This window comes from Steroidobacter denitrificans (assembly GCF_001579945.1).
GTDB lineage: Bacteria > Pseudomonadota > Gammaproteobacteria > Steroidobacterales > Steroidobacteraceae > Steroidobacter > Steroidobacter denitrificans.
The window spans coordinates 2,390,395-2,414,479 of record NZ_CP011971.1 but is presented as its reverse complement, the minus strand read 5'-3'; the positions used below and the strand labels follow the sequence as shown (position 1 = coordinate 2,414,479).

Below are 24,085 nucleotides of genomic sequence, written 5' to 3'. Positions count from 1 at the left end.
TGAGGCTAGTCAATCGGGTGCGCGGCACCGGGCGCGTGCGACGCATGGGCTATTGCCGGGTGGGGTCCGGCAGCGATGGCGAGACATGCACGTGGCGCCACCTAGTCGTCACCGTAATTGTCGCAGGCCCATGATTCGGACCGTAGGATTCGCATTTAATCACTGAATTTACAGGCATAAATTCCACTGGCCGGATAATGATTGTCACCTGTTGCGCGTCCGGAGACGCGTCAATTGACGAGTATCAAAAAACCGGCAGAGCGTGTCGGGAACACTGCGCGCCTCGCAGAAAGTCGACCGTCGATCACGCCTTCGTAATCCGTCGACTTCTCTGTCGACTCAATCATCGGAGGTGAAGCATGCCTGGCAGTCGTTCCAACATGGATTCCGCACGCTCTGAGTCAAGAATCCGCCACGCCTGCCCATCCGCCCGAGAGTACGAGACTCGCCGCCTGGCAGTGGTGCACTCATGAGTTACTTCCTCGACCGTCTGACATTCTTCAAGCGCAAGCATGAGCCCTTCTCCAACGGCCATGGCGTGACGCGCAGTGAAGATCGACGCTGGGAAAACGGTTACCGCGCCCGCTGGCAATTCGACAAGATCGTGCGTTCCACCCACGGCGTGAACTGCACCGGCTCATGCAGCTGGAAGATCTATGTCAAAAACGGCCTCGTCACCTGGGAGACGCAGCAGACCGACTATCCACGTACTCGCGCCGACCTGCCCAATCATGAACCACGGGGCTGTCCGCGCGGTGCCAGTTATTCCTGGTACTTGTACAGCGCCAATCGCGTCAAGCATCCGTTGATGCGCGGCGCCCTGCTGAAATTATGGCGCGCCGCGCGCGCCACGCTGGCGCCCGTGGATGCCTGGGCCAGCATCGTGGAAGACCCGGCCTGTGCCCAGCGCTATAAAACCGCTCGCGGCATGGGCGGTTTCGTGCGCGTAACCTGGGACGAGGCCAACGAGATCATCGCCGCGGCCAACTTGTACACCTGCAGGAAATACGGTCCGGACCGTGTACTGGGCTTTTCGCCGATCCCGGCGATGTCGATGGTGTCGTACGCTGCGGGTGCGCGCTACCTGTCCCTGCTGGGCGGCGCTTGTCTCAGCTTCTATGATTGGTACTGCGATCTGCCGCCATCCTCGCCGCAGGTCTGGGGCGAACAGACGGATGTCCCGGAATCCGCCGATTGGTACAACTCCAGGTACATCATTGCCTGGGGCTCGAATGTGCCGCAGACTCGCACGCCCGATGCCCATTTCTTTACCGAGGCGCGCTACAACGGCACCAAGACCGTCGCCATTACGCCGGACTACTCGGAAGTCGCCAAGCTCACCGACGTATGGCTGCACCCGAAGCAGGGTACGGATGCCGCGCTTGCTTTTGCCTTCGGCCATGTGATTCTGCGTGAATTTCACCTCGACCAGCCTTCAGCATATTTCTTGGATTATTGCCGACAGTATTCCGATATGCCGTTGCTGGTGCAGATAGACCGTCGTACGGACGGCAGCCATGAAGCGGGCCGCTATCTGCGCGCCAGCGATCTCGACGGCGCTCTCGGTGAAAGCAACAACCCCGAGTGGAAAACGCTCGCCTACGACGATAACAACGCCGAGATGGTCGTGCCGAACGGTTCTGTCGGTTTTCGCTGGGGCGAACAAGGTAAATGGAATGTCGAGGAACGCGACAGCAGGGGACGCGAAACCCGTCTGCGCTTGAGCCTTGCCGGCGTCCACGACGGCATCGTCACGGTAAGTTTTCCGTATTTCGGCGGTGTGGCGCATGAGCAGTGGGTTGCAAGCAAGCACCAAGACATTCTCGGCAAGAACGTACCCGTGCGGCGGCTGACGCTGGCGGATGGGCGCGAGTGCCTGGTTGCCACGGTCTATGATCTGCTGTTGGCGCAGTATGGACTGGATCGGGGCTTCGGCGGCAGCCATGTCGCGAGCAGCTATGACGAGGATGTGCCGGGCACACCGGCGTGGCAGGAAAAGATCACCGGCGTACCGCGTGCGCAGGTGATCGAGATTGCCCGGGAATTCGCCCGTACCGCCGACAAGACTCGTGGCCGATCGATGATCATCGTGGGTGCGGCGATGAATCACTGGTACCACAACGATATGAACTATCGCGGCTTGATCAATATGCTGGTCATGTGCGGCTGCGTAGGACAGTCGGGCGGCGGCTGGGCGCATTACGTCGGGCAGGAGAAACTGCGACCCCAATCGGGCTGGACACCGCTGGCTTTCGGGCTGGACTGGAGCCGTCCGCCGCGGCAGATGAACGGGACGTCGTTCTTCTATTTCAATTCCGACCAGTGGCGCTACGAGAAACTGGAAATCCGCGACATCCTTTCGCCGCTGGCGGATCCGGCCAAATACACCGGCAGCATGATCGATTTCAACCTGCGCGCCGTACGCATGGGCTGGCTGCCCTCGGCGCCGCAACTCGACCGCAACCCCTTCGAGGTTACACGCGAGGCGGCCGCCAACGGCCTGGATCCGGTGACCCACGCGGTCCAAGGGTTCAAGAGCGGCGCATTGGATTTTGCCTATGCCGATCCGGATGCGCCCCGGAATTTTCCCCGCAACCTGTTTATCTGGCGCTCCAACCTGTTGGGTTCATCGGGCAAGGGTCATGAGTACATGCTCAGGCATCTGCTCGGGACCCGCCACGGCGTGCAGGGCAAGGATCTGGGCGAGCAGGGCGCCAGCCGGCCCGAGGAGGTCCGCTGGCGCGAGGAGCCGCCCGAGGGCAAGCTCGATCTGCTGGTCACGCTCGACTTTCGCATGTGCACGACGGCGCTGTATTCCGACATCGTGCTGCCGACCGCGACCTGGTACGAGAAGGACGATCTCAACACCTCCGACATGCATCCGTTCATTCATCCGCTCTCCAAGGCGGTCGATCCTGCCTGGGAATCGCGCAGCGACTGGGAGATCTTCAAGGGAATCGCTCGCACCCTGAGCGCCCTGGCACCGGGCGTGCTGGATGTCGAGCAGGATCTGGTGCTGGTGCCGACGCTGCACGACACGCCGGGCGAACTGGCCATGCCCTTCGGGGTGACCGATTGGAAGAGGGGCGACTGCGAGCCGGTGCCGGGAAAAACCATGCCGTCGATGGTGGTCGTCGAACGGGACTACCCCAATTTATATAAAAAATTCACATCACTGGGACCCTTGTTGGATCGGCAGGGCAATGCGGGCAAGGGTCTTGCCTGGGACACCCAGGACGAGATCGACATGGTCGCAGACCTCAATCATCGAGTGACGGAGGCGGGGGTCAGCCAGGGCCGGCCTCGCATCGAGTCCGCCATCGATGCGTGCGAGGTCATCCTGTCACTGGCGCCCGAGACCAATGGTCATGTTGCGGTCAAGGCGTGGGCGGCACTCGAAAAATTCACGGGCCGTGAGCATACCCATCTTGCCGTCGGCAAGGCGCATGAGGCGATCCGTTTTCGCGATATCCAGGCGCAGCCGCGCAAGATCATTTCGAGTCCGGTGTGGTCGGGGCTCGAGGACGAGCATGTCAGCTACAACGCTTGTTACACCAATGTCCATGAGCTGATTCCCTGGCGCACGCTCAGCGGGCGGCAGCAGTTCTATCTCGATCATGAGTGGATGCGTGCTTTCGGCGAAGGTTTCATGGGCTATCGTCCGCCGGTCGACACGCGGACGATTCGGCCGATTCTCGGCGCCAAGCCGAACGGCAACAAGGAGATTGTGCTCAACTGGATCACTCCGCATCAGAAATGGGGCATCCATAGCACCTACTCCGACAATCTCATCATGCAAACCCTGTCGCGCGGCGGTCCGATCGTGTGGATCAGCGAGGACGATGCCCGTAACGCCGGGATCGTCGATAACGATTGGATAGAGCTGTTCAACGTCAATGGGGCTATCGTGGCGCGGGCCGTGGTCAGCCAGCGGGTGATGCCCGGGATGGCGATGATGTATCACGCCCAGGAGCGCATCCTGAACATGCCTGGGGCGCAGATTACCGGTACGCGCGGCGGCATTCATAACTCGGTAACCCGCACGGTGGTGAAACCTACCCATATGATCGGCGGCTATGCGCAATTGTCCTATGGTTTCAATTACTACGGAACGACCGGCACGAATCGTGACGAGTTCGTGGTGGTGCGAAAAATGAGCAAGGTCGACTGGCTGGACGGCGAACCCGTTGCGGCGACCGCACAGGAGGTGGCGCCATGAAAGTCCGTGCACAGATCGCCATGGTGCTCAATCTGGACAAATGCATCGGCTGTCATACCTGTTCGATCACCTGCAAGAATGTCTGGACGTCGCGTGAAGGCGTCGAGTACGCCTGGTTCAACAACGTCGAGACCAAGCCGGGAATCGGCTATCCAAAGGAGTGGGAGAATCAGGACAAGTGGAACGGCGGCTGGATCCGTACCAGCGACGGCAAGCTCACACTCAAGTCCGGTGGACGCTGGCGGATACTCTCGAAAATCTTTGCCAATCCAGATCTGCCGCAGATCGATGATTACTATGAACCGTTCGATTTCGACTATCAGCATCTTCATGAGGCGCCGCAGGGCGAGCATCAGCCCACGGCGCGGCCCCGCTCGCTGATCACGGGCGAGCGCATGCAAAAAATCCATTGGGGGCCGAATTGGGAAGAAATCCTGGGCACCGAATTCTCGAAGCGTTCGCAGGACAAGAATTTCGATGCCGTGCAAAAAGACATCTACGGCGCGTTCGAGCGCACGTTCATGATGTATCTGCCGCGCCTGTGCGAACACTGCCTCAATCCTGCATGTGTCGCTGCTTGCCCGTCCGGCGCCATCTACAAGCGCGAGGAAGACGGCATCGTCCTGATCGATCAGGACAAGTGCCGCGGCTGGCGCATGTGCGTATCCGCCTGTCCTTACAAGAAGATCTACTACAATTGGAAGAGCGGCAAGAGCGAGAAATGCATTTTCTGCTATCCCCGCATCGAGGCCGGTGAACCGACCGTATGCAGCGAAACCTGCGTCGGGCGAATCCGCTATCTCGGCGTCATGCTGTATGACGCCGACCGCATCGAAGCGGCGGCGGCGACACCGGCGGAAAAGGATCTATACCAGGCGCATCTCGATATTTTTCTCGACCCGCACGATCCCGAGGTACTCGCTGCCGCCCGCCGCGAAGGCATACCGGAGAGCTGGCTGGCGGCTGCAAAAGCCTCGCCGGTGTACAAACTGGCCATCGATTGGAAGCTGGCGCTGCCGCTGCATCCCGAATACCGCACCTTGCCGATGGTCTGGTATGTACCGCCCTTATCGCCGATCCAGTCCGCGGCCGATGGCGGAAGGATCGGCATGAACGGCGAGCTTCCCGACGTGCGCTCGCTGCGTATCCCGGTGCGTTATCTGGCGAATCTGCTGACCGCCGGGGATGAGGCGCCCGTGATCAGGGCGCTGGAGCGGATGCTGGCGATGCGTGCCTGGCGCCGCGCCATGAACGTGGACGGCGTCGAAGATGCCGATGTACTGCAGCAGGCAGGTCTAAGTCGCGCGCAGGCAGAGGAGATGTATCGCTATCTCGCTATCGCCAATTACGAGGATCGCTTTGTCGTTCCGAGCGCGCATCGGGAATATGCGAATGACGCCTTCGGCGAGCGCGGCGGCTGCGGCTTCACCTTCGGCAACGGCTGCAGCGGTTCGAGCGGTGAGGTGCTGTTCGGCGGGCGCAAGCAGACGGTTTACCAGGTTCCGCCGGCACGGCAGGAAAAGGATTCGGAGCCGGTATGAAACTGCTCAAGCTGATCGGCGTGCTGCTCGACTATCCCGATGACGAGCTATGGCTGCATCGTGAAGAATTGATCGCCGCCGCCGCGGATCCCTGCTTGTCGCCGCAGCGCACTGCGCAGCTGACCGGATTCGTCACCGCACTGATGGACGCCGATCCCATCACCATGCAGGAGCGCTGGGTATCATTGTTCGACCGCGGTCGCGCCATGAGCCTGCTGCTGTTCGAGCATATCCATGGGGAATCCCGCGATCGCGGCCAGGCCATGGCCGACCTGATGCAGGCCTACCAGGACAATGGCTTCGTGCTGGCCGTACGCGAACTGCCCGATTATCTGCCGCTGGTACTCGAGTATTTGTCGCTGCGCCCGCTCGATGAGGCGCGCGACTGGTTGGGCCATACGCGTCATATCATCGAACTGCTGGCAGCGCGTGCGGCGGAGCGCGAAAGCGCCTATGCGCTGCTGTTCGAATTGCTGGCCGAATTCTCCGGAGAACGGTCCAATCTGCAGACGATTCGGCGCAGCGTGGCCGGTGAAGCCCGTGACGATACGCCGCAGGCGCTGGATCGCGTGTGGGAGGAGGAGACGGTGCGCTTCGGCGCACGGGCGCCCGATGTGGATTGCGCGCCACCGGACCGGCTGCCCGCCGGTGTCGAGCGGGTGGCGCATAAAGAGAGCAGAGCATGAAGTATCTCAACGAATTCTGTTTTCAAGTCTATCCCTATATTGCGGTCACCCTGCTTCTGATCGGTAGTTGGGCTCGTTTCGACAAGGATGCGTATACCTGGCGTTCCGGTTCGAGTCAGCTGCTGTCCAATCGCGGCATGCGGGCAGGCAGCAATCTGTTTCATGTCGGCGTGCTGGCGATCCTGGCCGGCCATTTCGTCGGTTTGCTGACGCCGCATGCCCTTTATGAACCTTTCATGAGCGCAGGCGCCAAGCAGCTGCTGGCGATGCTCGTGGGAGGTGTTTTCGGCGTGCTGTGCTTTATCGGTCTGACGATCTTGATCGTCAGACGCATGGCCAATCCGCGTATTCGCGTCACCGGCGCCGCACGCGATATCGTCGTTCTGTGGCTGCTGTGGGCGCAGTTGGTGCTGGGCATGATCAGTATCGTCGTGTCCGCCGGGCATCTGGACGGCGCGCAAATGGTCAAGCTGGCCGAGTGGGCGCAACACATCGTGACATTTCGTTGGGGCGCTGCGGAATATATCGCCGATGCGCACTGGGTCTACAAGGCGCATGTGTTCCTGGGGCTGACGCTGCTGCTGGTGGCGCCCTTCACGCGCCTGGTGCATGTGTGGAGTATTCCGGTGGGCTATCTGAAACGCCCCTATCAGGTGGTGCGCCGGCGGCAGGCGTCGCTGCGCTATGGGCCGGGCCCCGGATGATGGATGCTTCGATTACAAGCGGCATTCGGCAGGCCGGCCGGCCTGCTGCGCCGGGCGCAGGGGAGGGACCGATGCCGGCGCTCGAGGCGCTTGTCGTTGCCGATACCGCGATTAGCGAGGCGGAAATCGCCCGTGAAATGCAGCATCATCCTGCCCGCGATCCGTCCCGGGCGCGCCGCGAAGCCGCGCGGGCGCTGGTGGTGCGCGAGTTGCTGAGGCGCGAGATCGAGCGGTTGCATATTGCGCAGAGCGCGCAGCCGATCGGTCAGGAAACCGGTGAGGAGGCGGCTATTCGCGTGTTGCTGGAACGGGAGCTGGAGATTCCGGAGCCCGGTGAGGACGACTGCCGGCGCTACTACGAAAACAATCGTCAACGTCTTCGCGAGCCCGATCGCATCCGAGTACGCCACATTCTGCTGGCGGCGGCACCCGATGACGTCTCTGCGCGCCTCGAGGCCAGGTGTCGCGGCGAGACGCTGATCGCCGAGCTGACGGAGTATCCACAAGGATTTGCGCCCAGCGCGCTGCGCTGGTCCGCCTGCCCATCGCGCACTCAGGGCGGCGCGCTCGGCTGGCTCGAACGCGGCCAGACCACGCCGGAATTCGATCGACAGATCTTCATGCTGCGGGAAGGGCTCGCCGGGCTTACCGTCGAGTCGCGCTACGGCCATCATGTGGTATGGATCGATGAAATCCACCATGGTGCGCCGTTGGGTTTCGAGAGAAGCCGGGCGCGTATCGCGGCCTATCTGTCGGTCCAGGCTCGTCAGCATGCGCTGCATCGGTACCTGGCGCAGCTGCAGGAGCGCTACGGGGTGCGTGGCCTGGCCGATTCGTAGAACGCCGCACTGCCGTCTTTGCACCTGGCGGTCGTCCGTCGGTCATCATACCGAGGTCGCCGGCATCCTCGGATTCATCGACTCCATTGCATCGTCGGCCATCGGCTCGCCCTGAACGGCGCTGGGCGCCGCATGCCGCAGATCATGGCGGAGGCCTTGCCAATGGGCCGCAGGAGACTCTCCCCTAGCGTTGCAAGGCGCAAATTCCGCTGGAAAAATCAGGGAACAGAGCAATGTATTACCGGTGTGCGTGACAAGCGGCACACGTCTGGCGGCGGTAGCGGGGCGGCCATCAATAAAACGACCTTTTCATAAGGCATGCCGCCGATATCGTAGGGAAGATTATGTCATCGAACCGGGGCGGTAAGCTCGGTATCGAGCAGACCGATCAGGCTGCGGCCGTTATGGAACAGACCGGCCGGCAGGCTGTGGTGATGCGCTTGAGCCGCTGCGAAGTGATCGGCACAGGACGTTTCCGGGCCGTCCGCGGCAACTGGCATGTATCGTCAAGCCCCGGGATTCCCTTGTTATTTTGCATAGAGAAGCCCGATCAATAATGTAGGAAAAACCTTACGCGGGAATTAATGAGGTTCTCGTAAACTCCGCGCTGATTCCGGCGGCATCGCATGTCGGATAAAAAGGCGTGGCTCGATGATGGAATCCGACGCCACATGAAGTGTGGTCAGTCGAGAATAGTATTGAATATCGGCTCGAAATCCGGCGGGAGCGACTGGCGTAGAGAACTGCTGGCGGGCGCAACTGCGTTCATGCTGATCGCCGGCGGCGGCGGCGTCTGCCTGGCTTGGCTGGTTGGTGATACGGCGCTGGTCAAACTGCGAGCCGACGGCGCACCGATGAAGTTCAATGCAGCGCTCGGCTTCATTGCTCTAGGACTCAGTGCCGCACTGCTGCTCAAGAACAAGCGCTGTGCCGCACTCGTGTGTGCACTGTTCGCCACTGCCGTCGGCGCCTTGACGCTGGCGCAGGATCTAATACAGATCGATTTAGGTATCGATCAGTTGTTCGTGAACGCCTTCCTGATCGAACCCGGTGCGACGCCGGGACGCATGGCGCCGATCACTGCGGTACTCTGTACCCTGTCCGGTATCGGTTTTGTCACGCTCGGCATTCGACCATCTGGATCGAGTTCGACCTTCGTCGGCCTGCTTGCTTCCATCATCGCCGGCCTGTCGGCCACCTCGCTCATCGGCTACGCGACAAAAACGCCGATTGCCTACGGTTGGGGCGCGTCAGCGGGTATCGCCGTGCACGCCGCCGGCGGATTCGTCGTCGCCGCGGTGGCGCTCGGCGCCTTGTCGATCCGGAACGAGGAAAAATTTTTTCCGCGCTGGCTGCCCTGGGCGGCGCTCATTTCCGGGTTGGCCTGCACGGCGTCGCTTGGCGCGGTCCTGTTCCACGAGTTCTCCGACGTACCGACCTCGCGCGTACCCGAGTTGACTATTGCGATTGGCGCCACCATGTCCGTCCTGATGGCGGCGGCGTTGCATTCGCGGCGCGCGCTGGCTGGCGCGCTCGAGCACAGTACGAGTTCGGAAATACTTATGCGCAGCATTCTGGAAGCCGCGCCGGATGCGATGCTGATCGTCGATGCCGCGGGATGCATCGTACTGGCCAACGACATGGCCGAACGACAGTTCGGTTATAGCCGTACCGAATTGATCGGCTGCAATATAGAGCGGCTGATACCGGAGGAATCGCCGCACCGTCACGCCGGGTACAGCGAAACGTTCGCGGCCGGACACGGCGAGGCAATCACGCGGCAGGGACGTGAATTGCAGGCATGGCGGCGTGACGGTTCGCGATTCGATGTGGAAATCGCCTTCAGTCCGGTGATGCTGCCCGAGCGGAATCTCGTGGTTGCCGCCGTTCGCGATATTACGCTGCGCCGGCAGACGGAGCAGCGTCTGCGCGAGTCTCTGGAGGAGAAGGAGTTGCTGCTCAAGGAGATCCACCATCGGGTGAAAAACAATCTTCAGGTGGTGGCGAGCATGCTGGCGCTACAGGCGGCAAAGACCGACGAACCGGCGGTGCAGGAGCCGCTCGAGGATTGCCGTCAGCGCGTCATGAGCATGGCTTTGGTGCACGAGAAGCTGTATGGCGCTACCGATCTGCGCCGTATCGATTTGAGCGAACTGGCTCGAGAGATTACTACGCTATTGATCAGTGAAGGCATCGGGCCGCGAATTACCACGAAATTCGCTGTCGAGCCGATCGTCATCGACATCGAGCGTGCGGTGCCTGCGAGTCTGATCATGAACGAATTGATATCGAATGCATTGAAACATGCCTTCAAAGGTCGTTCGCAAGGACTTTTACGCGTTAGCGTGCGTCATTGCGAACAGGGACGAGCATGCATCGAGGTCGCGGATGACGGTGTTGGTGGCGTGCATACGGACAGTTTCCTTAACGCCAGAACGCTGGGCATGACGATCGTACGCAATCTCATTCGGCAGCTCGATGCCAAACTGTCGGTCGGAGCGGGGCCCGGCACCGTCGTCGCCATCAGCTTTCCGATCGCGGGGATGAAGAGTAAATGAGGCCGTTGAGCATTCTGGTCATCGAAGATGAGAGCCTGGTTGCCGAGGATCTTTCGATGCGGCTAGAGCAACTCGGCTATGAGGTCGGCGGTGTGGTCGATAACGCCGCCGATGCGTTCTCATACGTCAGCGTGGTTCGCCCCGATCTGGCACTCGTCGATATCAATATCAAAGGTTCGCTGACGGGTATCGACGTGGCTCGCCGATTTCGCGAAGAGTTCGACGTGCCGGTCGTATTTTTGACCGCACATGCCGACGCCTCGACCTTGAAGGAGGCGACGACGACCGAACCGTTCGGATATATCGTGAAGCCTTTCGACAAGCGTTCGTTGGCGGCGACGCTGGAGACGGCAATGCGCCGGCGCCGCGCCGAGCAGAAACTCGTGAAGATGGAACGCTGGTTGGCGACGACGATGAACAGCATCGGCGATGCGGTGATCACGATCGACGGCGAGTTGCGCGTGAGTTATGTCAATCCGGTTGCCGAGCAGCTGAGCGGTTGGACGCAGGAAGAAGCCACCGGGCGTCCGGTGGTCGAAGTATTTCGTATCAGGACGCCGTCGGGCGATACATTTGCGAATGTGATCGAACAGGCCATGCACGAGGGCGTCGTGGTGAATCTGGATGAAGCGACATTGACGAGGCGCGACGGCAGCGTGCTGCCGATCGATGACTCGGTTGCGCCGATACGCGACGAAGGCGGCCGCATGGCCGGGTTGGTCGTCGTATTCCGGGACGCCAGCATGCGCAAGCATCAGGAACAACAGCAGCGTGAGCAGCATTACAAGCTGGAAGACAAGATTCAGCGGCGAATCGCGCAGCTGGAAGCAGCCAACCAGAATCTTTCGTCGTTCGCACACAGCATCGCTCATGATCTGAAGGCGCCGTTACGGGCAATCAACCAGTTCACGACACGCCTCGTCGATGAGCATGGCGCTGCATTACCGTCGGAAGGTCAGCGGCTGCTCAGCGTCGTGACGGATCGGGCCTGCCAGATGGCGACCATGATCGATGATTATCTGCGCCTGTCCGGCCTGAGTCATGTCGGTCTCGTCCGTCAGCGTGTCGATATGACGCAACTCGTGAAAGCCGCGTGGTCGACAGTGACTGCCGGCGTGGCGCAGCCGCCGGCACTGTTCTTGGCGAAACTGCCGGATGTGTACGCCGATGAGGGGCTGCTGCGACAGGTGTGGATCAATGTGCTTTCGAATGCAGTGAAGTTTTCGCGTCGCAGCGCCTCACCCGAGGTACATGTTTCGGGCAGCGAGGATGCGAATATGGTGAGTTATTGTATTCAGGATAACGGCGCCGGCTTCGATTCGGCATATACCGGCAAGTTGTTCAAGGCATTCGAACGTCTGCACCCGCAGTCCGAATACGAAGGCAGCGGCATCGGCTTATGCATCGTGCAGCGTATCGTTCACCGGCACGAGGGCGACGTAACGATCACTGGAGAGATAGGCGTGGGCGCAAGCGTGGAGTTCTGGCTACCGAAGGCGGACAGCCCGATGCCGCGCGATCCGGATTGAACGCTGCATCGGTAACGTTCATTGGGCAGGATGCGTGCGAGCCGGGATCGACAGCGCTATGCCGGAATCCCCAGGATCACGCTGGAGGCCTTGAACAGGGCCGCCGCGGGCGCACCCACGGAAAGCTGCAACAAGGCGCTGCTTTCACGCGTAACGATGGCAACGATCGTCCCCCCCCCCTGTAGTTCTATGGCCACCTCGTCGTTGATCGCGCCAGTCGTCAGCCGCGAAACGGTACCGACCAGGCGATTGCGGGCCGAGTAGCGCGCCGCCTCGTCGCGGGTGGCGACGATGATCGACGATGCCTTGATCAGGGCGAAGGCCTCCATGCCGATCTGAAGTCCGAGCTTGGCGGTACTATCTCGAGTGATGATGGCGACGATCCTGTATCCGCCCGGCATTTCCAGTTGTATCTCGTCGTTGACCGTCCCGGATGCGATGTCCGCCACCTTGCCGTAGAACTGGTTGCGTGCGCTGGTTCTCATGCTCATCCTCTTTATCAACAGCAGGTCATCGGCGATCTGCGCAGATTGAAGGCTCAACTCATCGACGAAACGGCGATGTTCGCGCTCGATGAGCCTGAAGTTGTTCACCAATTGTTCGCCACGCTGCGTCAAGCGAGTGCCGCCGCCGCCTTTGCCGCCTGCCGCCCGTTCCACCAGCGGCTCGCCGGCCAGCGTGTTCATGGTATCAATCGCATCCCAGGCCGCCTTGTAGCTCATTTTTATTTTTTTCGCGGCCTGGGTGATCGAACCGCATTCGGCGATTCTGGCCAGCAGCGCGATACGACCCGGTCCGCCTAGATTCTTGTCGCCTACCGCCATCCACAGCGCGCCGCGCAGTTCGATACGGCTCTTTTTGCTACTCATGACGGCAACCTTTCCCGAGATGAAAACATGTTTCCATTGCCGGCTCTTGGGGCGCAAGTCCGGCAGTCGCGCGGGGTGATCCTGCAGGCGGATCTCGGCGCCGGATCAGTGTAGCGCCTGGCATATCGTTCAGCATGCCGCCTGGCGACGGATGATCGGCGGCGATGGCGAGCCGGACGATACCGGCGCATACTGCCCATCCATCACCTGATGTCGGAGGTGTCGCTTGACCTGCTCACAGGAGTCGTGAAAGCTAGCCTGCCGCTGCTCAGGGCGCAGACTGCCGACAGGACTCGTATCGATGAATTCTCCAGCCACCACCACCCGGTCCTTACCTGCTTCGACCTTGCTTCAGGAGTTGCATGCCGAAACACTGCAACGCCTGGGTGCGGAGGCAGGTTCATTGGAACTGGAGCGGGCGGTACTCGGCATATTTTTCACTGGAGTCAAACTTTCCGGCGGTCCCGCCGGTTTGTGCGCAACGCCGGTCAAGAGTGTGCCCGAAGCCGTCTGTTGCCCAAGCTCGGCCAAGGCGATGCCGGTGCCGGGCAGAATTCGCGGCCGCAAGGCAGTGGAATTGCTCGATGATCTGTATCGGCCTCAGGATCTGCGTCGCGCCGTGGCCATCGCCACGCTCAATGCCCTGGTGGAATTGCTGTGGTTGCGCGATGGACCGCCGGCCGATGCGCAAGTCAGCACGGGCGATGCCTTCGATGCATTGACGATGGGCCCTCAGGACCGGGTCGCATTGGTCGGCGCGTTTCCACCCTATATGCGCGCCCTGCGCAAGCGCGGCCAGCCGTTCAACGTGCTCGAACTCGATCCGAGCACGCTCAAGCCGGACGAGTTGCCCTATTATGAGCCGGCCGAGCGCGCGCCTCAGGTGATTCCTCAAGCGGATCTGCTGATCACCACCGGCACCACGCTGCTCAATGGCAGCTTGGACGGTCTTCTGCGGCTGCTGCGCCCGGGGGCGCAGGCGGCGGTGATCGGTCCGACGACGCCGTTGCTGGTCCGACCCTATGCCGGACGCGGCGTCACCGTGATCGGGGGCACGCGCGTGCTGGCCGGTGACGAATTGCTGGAACTGCTCGCCGAAGGCGGATCCGGTTACCATTTCTTCGGCAAGACCGTACAGCGGGTGACGCTGCATATGCCGCCGGCATCCTGATGCTCTGATACTTCCATTTCGCTGTCCTCGTCGCTACAGCCATGACCTCAGCACCATTGCCGATCGCCGCCATCGTATCTTCCGAGCCGGAGGCCGCCGATGCACTGTTGGCCGAGTTCGCCATGCGCCTGGGCCGACAGGGTTGGCGCGTGCGCGGGCTGGTGCAGCATACCCGCAGGAGCGGCGGCAAGTACAAGCAGATGATGCTGGTGGATCTGAACGATCCTACCAGCCGTTTCCCGATTTCCCAGGATCTGGGCACCGGTTCATCGGCGTGCCGCCTCGATCCGGCCGGTATTGCCGCGGCTAGCATCGTGTTGCGCAACGCCCTGAGGCAGAAAGCCGACCTGGTCATCGCCAACCGTTTTGGTGTCCTGGAAGCAACGGGGGGAGGTTTGAGCGACGAATTGCTCTCTTTGATGAGCGAGCGTACGCCTCTGCTGCTCGTCGTCGCGGAGCGCTACCTGGAGGCCTGGCGTGACTTTACCGGAGGGGAGGGCGTCGAGCTGCCGCCGCGGATCGAGGTGCTGGAAGCCTGGTTGTTACGCTGTTCGAGGCCGACTGGCAGCGGCTTCATGCCGTTCGCGGAAGGCACGCTTTGCGGTACGCCGGAAGGATTCATTACAGCGATATGACCACGACAGATCCTCGCAGCGCCACGGGCATCCATGGCATCGACTTCGCCCATCTTTATCGCGAACACTTGGCCGCCGCATCCCGCTTGCCCAAGCCGGCCAGTGCCTGGGATGCGCGCGCCGATGGCATCAGCCGCAGATCCATGCAAAGCCGCTATGCGCAGGAATTCATCGGCCGGATGGATCTGTCCGGCTGCAGCACCTTGCTGGACGTGGGTTGCGGCCCGGGCACGATCAGCCTGCCGCTCGCCGCCCGTCTCGGCACGATCTACGGCCTGGACTACAGCCAGGGAATGCTCGACGCCTTGATTGCGAACGCGGATCTGCTGGGCGTGGACAATGTACAACCGATACTGCGCGCCTGGGAGGATGATTGGTCGGATATCCCTTCCTGCGACATCGTGGTCGCTTCACGTTCCACCAGCGTCCAGGACATGGCTGCTGCACTCGAGAAGCTCAACGACAAGGCAAACAAGAGGGTATATCTAACGCATACGGTGGGCGGAAAATTCGTCAGCCAGGAGATTCTCGAGGTCATCGGCCGCAAGCGCATTGCGGCGCCTGATTACATCTACGTGGTGAATATCCTGCATGCCATGGGCATCCACCCGCGCGTCGATTATATCCGCAATGACGCCAACCTGGATGCGGGCGATTTCGACGATCTCCTCAAGCGCGTCAGCTGGTCGCTGGGCAGGCTGAACGAGAATGAAACGGCTCGCCTGCGCCGCTGGAGCGAACGTACCGGCGCCAACCCGGTCCGGGCGCCGATGCAGTGGGCTTTCATCTCCTGGGACAAACAGCCGGACTGAGTCTGACCCGTCAGGCGGTGACGTGACAGTCCGTCTTCATCAGCCGGACCGGGCGCCCCCGAGACAGGTATGAGCGAATCGGCGACCGGGCGCATGGTCGTCAGTCGACGGCCATCGCGGGGACAGTGTCGATGCGCCGACGCTCGAGGTCGTATAGCAGTCCGCCGGGCCGTGTATACACTATCCAGGTGAGCAGAATGCAACTGGCGTAGAAGCCAAGGAATGCCCACAGTGCGGTCTGCGGCCCGCCGGTCAGCGCGATCGAGGTGCCATAGCTTTTAGGGATGAAGAAGGCGCCATAGGCGGCGATGGCGGAACTGAAACCGATGATCGCCGCACTCTCCTTCTCCGCCTGCCGCGTGCGCTCCATATCATTGGCTTGCGGCATGAGCCGATTCATTTCCTTGCGCATGATCGCCGGAATCATCTGGAACGTGGAGGCATTGCCCACGCCGCTGACGAAAAACAGGAATATGAACATCGCCAGGAATCCCGGAAAGTTGTGCGTCCCGAGGAAATACAGTACGCCGCACACGCCGAGCGCCATGCCGACGAACACCCAGAATGTCACGCGCGCTCCACCCCAGCGGTCCGAGATCCAGCCTGTCAGCGAGCGGCTCAAAGCGCCGACGAGCGGTCCCAGAAATGCGAACTTCAGCACCTCCACTTCCGGGAACTGCGTTTTGGCCAACAGCGGAAAACCCGCCGAGTAGCCGATGAACGAACCGAACGTGCCGGTGTACAGCCAGCACATGATCCAATTCTGCGAGCGCCGGAAGATGATCGCCTGTTCCGCGAACGAGGCCTTGGCGCTGGCCAGATCGTTCATGCCGAACCATGCGGCAAACGCCGAAACTACGATGAACGGCACCCAGATGAAGCCGGCGTTCTGCAGCCACAGCTGCCGCTCGCCGACGAGATCCCGGGAAACGATCGGATCGCCGCCCAGCCAGCCGAATACACCCACCGTAATCACCAGCGGCACGACGAATTGCACCGCGCTGACGCCAAGGTTGCCGAGACCGGCATTCAGCGCCAGCGCATGGCCTTTTTCCGCCTTGGGGAAAAAGAACGAGATGTTCGACATCGAGGAGGCGAAATTGCCGCCGCCGAAGCCGCATAACAAGGCCAGCAACAGCAGGATCCAGTAGGGCGTCTGCGGATTCTGCACCGCGAAGCCGATGCCCAGCGCCGGAATCAGCAGCGACCAGGTCGCGAGTGTCGTCCAGAGCCGACCGCCGAAGATCGGTACGACGAAGGAGTAGATGATCCGCAGGGTGGCGCCTGACAGGCCGGGCAGGGCCGCGAGCCAGAACAACTGATCCGTGGTGTACTCGAACCCGATGGCCGGCAGCTTGGCCACGACCACTGACCAGACCATCCACACCGCGAAGGACAGCAGCAGCGATGGAATCGACAGCCAAAGATTGCGGTTAGCAATCCTGCGGCCGCTGCCTTCCCAGAAGGCGCGATCCTCGGGGCGCCAGTCCTCGATCAGGTGGCTGCCGAGAACACCCTCGTGCTGCGGCTTGTGGATCTCCTGCATTTCGGGCAATTCGGGCAGCTTGCGCAGCACGGCGCCGGCCGCTTCGCGTTCCATCGAGCGGATCGAAACATGCATCCACAGCAGCGATACGGCGACGATCAGGAACAGCAGCATGAAGCAGCTTTGCCAGATGCCGGTCAGATCGTTCATGACACCGAAGGCGATCGGCAGTACGAAACCGCCCAGGCCACCGACCAGGCCGACGACGCCGCCCACGGCGCCCACGTGTCCGGGGTAATACACCGGGATATGCTTGTAGACGGCCGCCTTGCCGAGGCTCATGAAAAAGCCGAGCGTGAATGCCAGGACGACGAAGCCGATGAGACCGGTTTCCAGACGAAATGCCATCGGACCCTGGATGCCGTACACGATGTAGTCGGTCGGCGGGTAGGCGAGCAGGAAGCAGCACACCACCGAGACGGAGAAGGTCCAGTACATGACGCGCCGCGCACCATATTTGTCGGCAAGAACGCCGCCGTAGATGCGAAACAGGCTTGCCGGCACGGAATAAAATGCGGCGAGCATGCCGGCAGCGCGGATATCGAGATCGTAGACGCCCATCAAGTAGCGCGGCAGCCACAATGCGAGGGCGACGAAGGCGCCGAAGACAAAGAAGTAGTACAGCGAAAAGCGCCATACCTGCACATTCTTGAGCGGCTCGAGCATGGCCGTCAGCGAGTCGCCTTTCACGCCTGCCTTGCGGCGTCTTTCCAGTTCCGGATCTTCCTTGGTGCCCAGCCAGAAGATGGCCGCGATCAGCAGCAAGCCGACGGCCCAGGCCTTCGCCACCATCTGCCAGCCGAAGGCGACCATCACCATCGGCGCCGCGAACTTGGTCACGGCGGCGCCGACATTGCCGGCGCCGAAGATGCCGAGCGCCGTCCCCTGCCGGCTAGGGGGATACCAGCGAGAGACGTAGGCGATGCCGACCGAGAAGGAGCCGCCGGCGATGCCGACTCCGAGGGCCGCGATCAGGAAGGTCGGGTAGTCATGGGCGTAAGTCAGCAGCCAGGTCGCGATGGCGGCGCTCACCATGACGCCGATATAGACGCGGCGGCCGCCGAACTGATCCGCCCAGACACCGAGAATGAGGCGGATGAGGCTGCCGGTGAGAATCGGTGTGCCCACCAGCAGGCCGAACTGCGTTTCCGTCAGGTCTAGATCGCTCTTGACCTGTATGCCGATGATCGAAAACAGGGTCCAGACGGCGAAACAAACGGTGAAGGCGAGGGTCGATAGCCACAATGCGCGGGAGGAATCTGCGGTGGCGGAATCAAGTTGTCTCACGTGCGTTCCTCGTGGCTGCGTTCGCGTCTTGCCGACTTACGGCACGATCGTACAAGCCTCGAGGGGGGCGATTTTTTGCTCTATATCAAGCGTTTCGAGAGCCGAATGACGCGCTAGGGAGTTCCCCGCAGGAGCCGGCGGTGCCGATGCTCGCGATACTCTTGCCCGTTTTGATTTGCCGTATGAAGCGAAATCGCAGAATGAACGAGGCCGTTTCGCGCCGTCGTGCCGGTTCAGAATTTCCTGAATACCAGCGTGGCATTCGTTCCGCCGAAGCCGAAGCTGTTCGACATCGCGGTATCCACGTGTTGTTTTCGTGCTTCTCGCAGGATAGGAAAATCGGCGCAGGCCGGATCGAGTTCTTCGATGTTCGCCGAAGCGGTAAGAAAGCCGTCGCGCATCATGAGCAGACAGTAGATCGCCTCCTGCACACCCGCCGCACCGAGCGAATGACCGGTGAGGGATTTCGTGGAGGAGATGGGCGGAATGTTCGCGCCGAACACTTCACGCACGGCCTTGAGTTCGATGACGTCGCCGAGCGGAGTCGAAGTGCCATGCGTATTGAGATAGTCGATGGGGTGTTCGAGGCCGATGAGTGCCTGGCGCATGCAGCGCACCGCGCCTTCGCCCGAGGGCTGTACCATATCGGCGCCGTCGGCGGTCACGCCGTAACCGACCAGTTCGGCATAGATGCGCGCCCCGCGCGCCTGGGCATGTTCGAGGGATTCGAGCACCAGCATGCCGCCGCCGCCGGCGATGACGAATCCGTCGCGGTTCGCATCGTATGCACGCGACGCCTTTTCCGGGTGATCGTTGCGTCCGCTCGACAGAGCGCCCATGGCATCGAACAGCGCCGTGAGCGACCAGTGTTCTTCTTCACCGCCGCCGCAGAACATCACATCCTGCTTGCCGAATTGGATCTGTTCGGCACCGGCACCGATACAATGCGCGCTGGTTGCACAGGCGGATGTAATCGCGTAGCTGACGCCTTTGATGTGGTACGAGGTTGCCAGGCAGGCCGCGACCGTGCTGCCCATGGTGCGCGGAACACGCGTCGCCCCGACTTTGCGGATGCCGCGGCTGCGCAGCGTGTCGGCCGCCTCGACGATGTTCGCGGAGGAGGCGCCGCCGCTGCCGGCAATCAGACCCGTACGGGGATTGCTGATTTGGGCCGCGGTGAGACCGCTGTCCGCAATCGCCTGTTTCATCGATACCGCAGCGTAGGCGGCCGCATCGCCCATGAAGCGCAGATCGCGGCGATCGAGTTGCTTATCCAGATCGATCTGCGGGATACCGGCGATCTGGCTGCGCAGTCCAAGCTCGGCATATCCGGGCGCGACGCGGATGCCGGAACGCCCTTCGGCGAGGGCCACCGAGACATCATCCAGGTCATTGCCCAGACAGGAAACGATACCCATGCCGGTGACGACGACGCGGCGCATCAGGACAGGTCCTTCGGATGTGGGATGGATTGGTGGCGCATGAGGGATATCATGGGGGATATCGTGACATATAAAAGGCTTATCGTGACACAATAACAGGGTGTCGTGACATGTCGAGGCGTCACGAGAAGCATCGTCGCGGCGGCCCGGCGATGCAGCATGGATCGCGGCGCTGGATTAAGGCCGCGGGTGCCGATCTGGATCAAGTGGCGCGGACTGCGGCGTCTGGAGTGCCTGCCATAGCGTCCGGCAGCGCTGGACGACCTGATCGGTCATTTCGATCGGGGTTCCCCAGACGCGGCGGGTCTCCGCCGGCCATTTGTTGGTGGCGTCGATGCCGAGTTTGGAGCCCAGACCCGCCACCGGACTGGCGAAATCCAGGTAATCGATCGGTGTGCGCCGTACGAGCATCGTGTCACGGGCAGGATCGACCCGGGTCGAGATCGCCCAGATCACTTCCTTCCAGTTGCGCACGTCGATGTCGTCGTCCGTCACGATCACGAATTTCGTATAAGTGAACTGGCGCAGATAGGACCATACCGCCTGCATCACACGCTGCGCGTGGCCGGGATAGGCCTTGCGGATGCTGACGACGGCGACACGGTACGAACAGGCCTCGGGCGGCAGCCAGAAATCGACGATTTCAGGGAATGTTCGCTGCAGCATCGGCACGAACATTTCGTTGAGCGCCATCGCGATCACGGACGGCTCGTCTTCCGGAGAGCGGCCCATGTAGCCGCCGTGATAGATCGCATTGCGCCGCATACAGAGGCGATCGATCGTGAGTACGGGGAATTTCGCCTGGGAGTTGTAGTAGCCGGTATGGTCGCCGAAGGGTCCCTCGAGGGCTTCGTCGCCCGGCATGATATGGCCTTCGAACACGATCTCGGCGCTGGCCGGCGCGCTCAGCCCCGAGGCAGTCTGCCAGATTTCGCTACGCCGGCGCCGCAGCATTCCGGCGAACTGGAATTCCGAAACACTGTCCGGAATCGGTGCTGCCGCCGCGATCAGCAGAGCAGGGTCGGCGCCGATCGCGACGACCACCGGAAACGGCTTGTCGGGGTGCTGCCGGCGCCAGTCCCGATAATCGAGCGCGCCGCCGCGATGCGGCAGCCAGCGCATGATCACGCGATTCGGACCCAGCACCTGCTGGCGATAGACCGCAACGTTCTGACGTGAATGATGCACGCCGCGGGTGATGACGAGACCCCAGGTGATCAGCGGACCGGCATCCTTGGGCCAACAGGTCCACACCGGCAGGCGGGTCACGTCGATGTCGGTGCCGGTTTGCACGATTTCACGGCAGGGCGGTGCGGCGATCACGCGCGGGGTAGCTTTCAAGAGCGGCGCGAATGCCGGCAGATGTTCGAATACGGCGCTCAGCCGATCCGGCCACTGCGGTTCCTTCAGGAACGCAAGTACCGAGCCTACCTCGCGCAAACGCGCAACACTGTCATAGCCGAGCGCTGCGGCGACCCGCTGGGTGGTACCGAAAAGGTTGCCGAGCACGGGCATGTCATAGCCGCTGGGCTGTTCGAAGAGCAGGGCAGGTCCACCGTTGAGCAGGCTTTGCCGGCACAACTCCGTCATTTCCAGTCGCGGATCGACCGGGAAAGGCACGCGTTTTAATTCGCCGCGGCGCTCCAGGTCCTGAATAAACTCCCGCAGGCTGGCGTAGCTCATGATATGCCCCGATTGAGCTGGATCAAACCGGTTTGCCGCTGCGCGTGGCATGAATAGCGGCTTGTTTCGATCCGGAGATCCTCATGCTCAACCCTGCCGCCGCATTCGCCTTCTGGCTGCGAGCCGCGCCCACACCGCTGCACGAACGCCTGCTGGTGTTGACGGTGAATCAATTGCTGCGTGGCCAGGCATTCGCGGAGCGGCTCGAGGAACTCGACGGCAAGCGGTTCCAGTTGCGCGTGGAGGATGTGCCGATCGCGCTGACTTTCGAGATCAGCGGCCGCGCCCTGGTGCGCTCGGCATGTGCGCCGGACGTCACGCTGCGCGGAGCATTGGCGGATTTCATCGCGCTTGCCACGCGCAGCGAGGATCCGGATACGCTGTTTTTCCAGCGACGGCTGGCCGTAGAGGGAGAGACGGAAACCGGGTTGCACTTGAAAAATTTGCTCGATTCGTGGGAATACGACGTGCCGTCGCACGTGCGGGATGTGTTGCCGGCACCGTTGGCGGGTGCGGCACTTGCAGTCAAAAGCGGGGTTCAGGCGTTTCATGAACTAATCCGGCTGCGCCTGACGAGTAGCCGTCACAATACCCGCCGGGAAGGCGGCTTTCAGGAAACGCCGCCGGCTTCGGTGTCCCGTCGATCGTATCTCTGAACGCCTGCACGACCGCTGGAAAATCGCTTGATTGCGGCGACAGCCGCACGATGTCCACACCGGCCAGGCGGATTGCATTGAGCTGCGGATGCAGGTTCTGTACCGCAGCCGACTGTGTCTGAATGCCGTTGAGCGTAAGGAACGGCTGGTCTTCGCGCGAATACAGCGTGAGACCATCGGGATGCTGCCGGCAGATGAATTCGCATTCGTCCTTGGCGCGTCGATATTTACGCGCGGTGAAGCAGCGTGCGGAGAAGGCCAGCGGCAGTCGGCCGTAGGCGAATAATTCGAATTGCATGCCGGCGGGCCGATTTTCACTCAATGCGGCGATCGTGGCGAGCGCAAGCTCGACCGGCGCAACCCAGCGGCGCGCGCCAAGCCCCGCCAGCAGCGCCAGCGTCGCCTCATTGTAGACGTTGAGATGCGGTCCGGCGACGAAGTCGCGTCCTGCCAGCGCATTTACGGCCGCATAGTCGTTCGCTTCCACCAGTCCGGTCGTGTCGCCGACGAGGCGCGACAGTGACGACAGCTCCGATTCCGCCTCGATCAGGGCTAATGTGGAAACGACGACTTCCTTGCCGGCGGCGGTCAGCGCTTGTGCGATTTCCAACCAATCTTCACGCCGAATGAGCCGACGTTTGCTGCAGACGACCTCGCCGAGATAGACGATATCGACGGGGGCGTCGCACAACTCCGCATAGAATTGCAGTGCTGCGTCGCGTTCCCATAGATAGAGCAAAGGTCCGACTGAAATTTTCATGAATCGTCAGGCGCAGGGGGTGGCTGGCGTCGGCTGTCATTGCCAGGGGCGATGATAGGCGCCCAACGTATGGGTACGTCCTTCCGCGAGAGCGTCGAGCCCGGCGGTCACGTTGTCCGGCGGCGTCCAGTTCCCGCTGGAGTTCATACAGTCATCCAGCGCACGGCGCAGGAGCTTCGTGACTTGCGCCACATAGGCCGGCGAGCGCTGCCGGCCTTCGACCTTGATCGCCTTGACGCCGCTGGCGATCAGTTCCGGCAGGACGTCCAGCGCATTGAGGCTGGTGGGTTCTTCCAGCGCGTGGAATACATCGTCCTCGACGCGAAAGCGTCCCTTGCACAGCGTCGGGTATCCGGCAGGTTCACCGGGCGCGTAGCGATCGATGAGCACGCCGTTGAGCCGTGATTGCCGTCCCTCGGGGGTCTCTTCCCAGCGAACGGCATGTGCGGGTGAGCACACCCCATGCGTATTGGGCGACTGCCCCGTGACATACGAGGACAATGCACAGCGCCCTTCGACCATGACACATAGGCTGCCGAAGCCGAAGACTTCAATTTCCACCGGAGTGCGTTGAATGAGCCGCGCGACCTGCGCGCAGGATAGGACTCGCGGCAGGACGGCGCGTTGAATGTTGAATTCGCGGCGATAGAACTCGATTGCGCCCCAATTGGTGGCCGAGCCCTGTACGCTCAGGTGTAGCCGTAGATCGGGATAATGCTTCGCCGCATAGGCCATGAGGCCTGGGTCGGCAAGAATCAGAGCGTCGGCACCGAGGCGGGCGGCAAGATCGATCGTTTCGGTGGCCAGGGGCCAGGACTGCGGCGATGGGTAGATGTTCAGCGCCACGAACACGCGTGCGCCGCGTGCGTGCGCGTAGTCCAGGCCGGTCCGCGCTTCGGTGGCATTGAAGTTCAAGCCGGGAAAGTTTCGAGCGTTCGTTTCGCCGCGAAAGCCGATGTACACGGCATCGGCGCCATGATCGACGGCGGCACGCAGCGCGGTCAGGGTGCCGGCGGGACAGATGAGCTCCACACGGGGGGCGTGTTTGTGAATCGTCGTCGACATCATGTATAGTATGCCCGCGTGTCGCCAGGCCACATTGCGATGAATCAAACCGTGGTCTTGAATCAAGCGGGCCTCTCAAAAGT

16 protein-coding genes and 1 pseudogene are annotated in these 24,085 nt (G+C 61.7%); 11 read left to right on the top strand and 6 right to left on the bottom strand.

From position 1 onward, the window contains the following. Nucleotides 1-469 precede the first annotated feature (469 nt). From ACG33_RS10930 to ACG33_RS10895, 7 genes are all read left to right on the top strand, one after another. Entirely contained in the window at nt 470-4,219 is a 3,750-nt protein-coding gene (locus tag ACG33_RS10930; protein ID WP_066921158.1) for a nitrate reductase subunit alpha, read from the top strand. Beyond that, entirely contained in the window at nt 4,216-5,760 is a 1,545-nt protein-coding gene (gene narH, locus ACG33_RS10925; protein WP_066921156.1) for a nitrate reductase subunit beta, read from the top strand. Before ACG33_RS10930 ends, narH begins: the two co-directional genes overlap by 4 nt. Then, on the top strand, nt 5,757-6,446 hold the full coding sequence (gene narJ, locus ACG33_RS10920) for a nitrate reductase molybdenum cofactor assembly chaperone (protein WP_066921154.1): 690 nt from the start codon (nt 5,757-5,759) through the stop codon (nt 6,444-6,446). The genes narH and narJ overlap by 4 nt, the downstream gene beginning before the upstream one ends. Continuing rightward, nucleotides 6,443-7,150, top strand: coding sequence for a respiratory nitrate reductase subunit gamma (gene narI / locus ACG33_RS10915; RefSeq protein WP_066921153.1), 708 nt, complete (start codon nt 6,443-6,445; stop codon nt 7,148-7,150). Before narJ ends, narI begins: the two co-directional genes overlap by 4 nt. Before the next feature lie 71 nt (nt 7,151-7,221). Next, nucleotides 7,222-7,989: a peptidylprolyl isomerase gene (locus ACG33_RS10910; RefSeq protein ID WP_066923240.1), complete on the top strand. Its 768-nt coding sequence runs from the start codon at nt 7,222-7,224 to the stop codon at nt 7,987-7,989. A gap of 698 nt (nt 7,990-8,687) precedes the next feature. Then, on the top strand, nt 8,688-10,547 hold the full coding sequence (locus tag ACG33_RS10900; protein ID WP_168160072.1) for a sensor histidine kinase: 1,860 nt from the start codon (nt 8,688-8,690) through the stop codon (nt 10,545-10,547). Then, nucleotides 10,544-12,076: a sensor histidine kinase gene (locus ACG33_RS10895; RefSeq protein WP_066921147.1), complete on the top strand. Its 1,533-nt coding sequence runs from the start codon at nt 10,544-10,546 to the stop codon at nt 12,074-12,076. The genes ACG33_RS10900 and ACG33_RS10895 overlap by 4 nt, the downstream gene beginning before the upstream one ends. A gap of 56 nt (nt 12,077-12,132) precedes the next feature. Here ACG33_RS10895 and ACG33_RS10890 read toward each other — a convergent pair whose 3' ends face one another. Next, nucleotides 12,133-12,945, bottom strand: a complete 813-nt coding sequence (locus ACG33_RS10890) for a TOBE domain-containing protein (RefSeq protein ID WP_066921145.1) — start codon at nt 12,943-12,945, stop codon at nt 12,133-12,135. A gap of 301 nt (nt 12,946-13,246) precedes the next feature. On the opposite strand from ACG33_RS10890, the gene ACG33_RS10885 reads away from it, so the two are divergent. The 3 genes from ACG33_RS10885 to ACG33_RS10875 are packed head-to-tail and all read left to right on the top strand — an operon-like array spanning nt 13,247 to nt 15,563. After that, the gene (locus ACG33_RS10885) at nt 13,247-14,116 is read left to right on the top strand and encodes a DUF364 domain-containing protein (RefSeq protein WP_066921143.1); all 870 of its coding nucleotides are present in this window, start codon (nt 13,247-13,249) and stop codon (nt 14,114-14,116) included. A 41-nt stretch (nt 14,117-14,157) separates the two neighbouring features. After that, nucleotides 14,158-14,751: a DUF2478 domain-containing protein gene (locus tag ACG33_RS10880; protein ID WP_083536785.1), complete on the top strand. Its 594-nt coding sequence runs from the start codon at nt 14,158-14,160 to the stop codon at nt 14,749-14,751. Continuing rightward, nucleotides 14,748-15,563: a class I SAM-dependent methyltransferase gene (locus ACG33_RS10875; protein WP_066921141.1), complete on the top strand. Its 816-nt coding sequence runs from the start codon at nt 14,748-14,750 to the stop codon at nt 15,561-15,563. The genes ACG33_RS10880 and ACG33_RS10875 overlap by 4 nt, the downstream gene beginning before the upstream one ends. 100 nt (nt 15,564-15,663) lie before the next feature. Here ACG33_RS10875 and ACG33_RS10870 read toward each other — a convergent pair whose 3' ends face one another. The 3 genes from ACG33_RS10870 to ACG33_RS10860 all read right to left on the bottom strand — a co-directional run bounded on the left by ACG33_RS10870 (nt 15,664) and on the right by ACG33_RS10860 (nt 21,521). Then, the gene (locus ACG33_RS10870; protein WP_066921139.1) at nt 15,664-18,396 is read right to left on the bottom strand and encodes a nitrate/nitrite transporter; all 2,733 of its coding nucleotides are present in this window, start codon (nt 18,394-18,396) and stop codon (nt 15,664-15,666) included. Between the two features lie 233 nt (nt 18,397-18,629). Further along, nucleotides 18,630-19,838, bottom strand: a complete 1,209-nt coding sequence (fabB, locus tag ACG33_RS10865) for a beta-ketoacyl-ACP synthase I (RefSeq protein WP_066921137.1) — start codon at nt 19,836-19,838, stop codon at nt 18,630-18,632. Nucleotides 19,839-20,015: 177 nt separating this feature from the next. Continuing rightward, nucleotides 20,016-21,521 carry a UbiD family decarboxylase gene (locus tag ACG33_RS10860; RefSeq protein WP_066921134.1) on the bottom strand — a complete coding sequence of 502 codons (1,506 nt, stop codon included), beginning with the start codon at nt 21,519-21,521 and terminating at the stop codon, nt 20,016-20,018. Nucleotides 21,522-21,604: 83 nt separating this feature from the next. On the opposite strand from ACG33_RS10860, the pseudogene ubiT reads away from it, so the two are divergent. After that, nucleotides 21,605-21,928 (top strand): annotated as a pseudogene (ubiT, locus tag ACG33_RS17090) (ubiquinone anaerobic biosynthesis accessory factor UbiT); the annotation flags it as partial. Between the two features lie 118 nt (nt 21,929-22,046). Here the strand turns inward: ubiT and ACG33_RS10850 are convergent. Together ACG33_RS10850 and ubiU are read right to left on the bottom strand one after the other, a co-directional pair. Then, the gene (locus tag ACG33_RS10850; RefSeq protein ID WP_066921130.1) at nt 22,047-22,937 is read right to left on the bottom strand and encodes a U32 family peptidase; all 891 of its coding nucleotides are present in this window, start codon (nt 22,935-22,937) and stop codon (nt 22,047-22,049) included. Between the two features lie 36 nt (nt 22,938-22,973). Continuing rightward, complete coding sequence (ubiU, locus tag ACG33_RS10845; RefSeq protein WP_066923238.1) at nt 22,974-24,005, bottom strand: ubiquinone anaerobic biosynthesis protein UbiU; 1,032 nt, start codon at nt 24,003-24,005, stop codon at nt 22,974-22,976. Between the last annotated feature and the right edge of the window lie 80 nt (nt 24,006-24,085).

What these genes read in the sequence shown, in the direction of transcription:
- ACG33_RS10885 (WP_066921143.1), top strand. Translation starts at nt 13,247, where the DNA reads ATGAATTCTCCAGCCACCACCACCCGGTCCTTACCTGCTTCGACCTTG.
- narH (WP_066921156.1), top strand. Translation starts at nt 4,216, where the DNA reads ATGAAAGTCCGTGCACAGATCGCCATGGTGCTCAATCTGGACAAATGC.
- ACG33_RS10895 (WP_066921147.1), top strand. Translation starts at nt 10,544, where the DNA reads ATGAGGCCGTTGAGCATTCTGGTCATCGAAGATGAGAGCCTGGTTGCC.
- ACG33_RS10910 (WP_066923240.1), top strand. Translation starts at nt 7,222, where the DNA reads ATGCCGGCGCTCGAGGCGCTTGTCGTTGCCGATACCGCGATTAGCGAG.
- ACG33_RS10875 (WP_066921141.1), top strand. Translation starts at nt 14,748, where the DNA reads ATGACCACGACAGATCCTCGCAGCGCCACGGGCATCCATGGCATCGAC.
- ACG33_RS10860 (WP_066921134.1), bottom strand. Translation starts at nt 21,521, where the DNA reads ATGAGCTACGCCAGCCTGCGGGAGTTTATTCAGGACCTGGAGCGCCGC.
- fabB (WP_066921137.1), bottom strand. Translation starts at nt 19,838, where the DNA reads ATGCGCCGCGTCGTCGTCACCGGCATGGGTATCGTTTCCTGTCTGGGC.
- ubiU (WP_066923238.1), bottom strand. Translation starts at nt 24,005, where the DNA reads ATGATGTCGACGACGATTCACAAACACGCCCCCCGTGTGGAGCTCATC.
- ACG33_RS10850 (WP_066921130.1), bottom strand. Translation starts at nt 22,937, where the DNA reads ATGAAAATTTCAGTCGGACCTTTGCTCTATCTATGGGAACGCGACGCA.
- ACG33_RS10880 (WP_083536785.1), top strand. Translation starts at nt 14,158, where the DNA reads ATGACCTCAGCACCATTGCCGATCGCCGCCATCGTATCTTCCGAGCCG.
- narJ (WP_066921154.1), top strand. Translation starts at nt 5,757, where the DNA reads ATGAAACTGCTCAAGCTGATCGGCGTGCTGCTCGACTATCCCGATGAC.
- ACG33_RS10930 (WP_066921158.1), top strand. Translation starts at nt 470, where the DNA reads ATGAGTTACTTCCTCGACCGTCTGACATTCTTCAAGCGCAAGCATGAG.
- ACG33_RS10890 (WP_066921145.1), bottom strand. Translation starts at nt 12,945, where the DNA reads ATGAGTAGCAAAAAGAGCCGTATCGAACTGCGCGGCGCGCTGTGGATG.
- narI (WP_066921153.1), top strand. Translation starts at nt 6,443, where the DNA reads ATGAAGTATCTCAACGAATTCTGTTTTCAAGTCTATCCCTATATTGCG.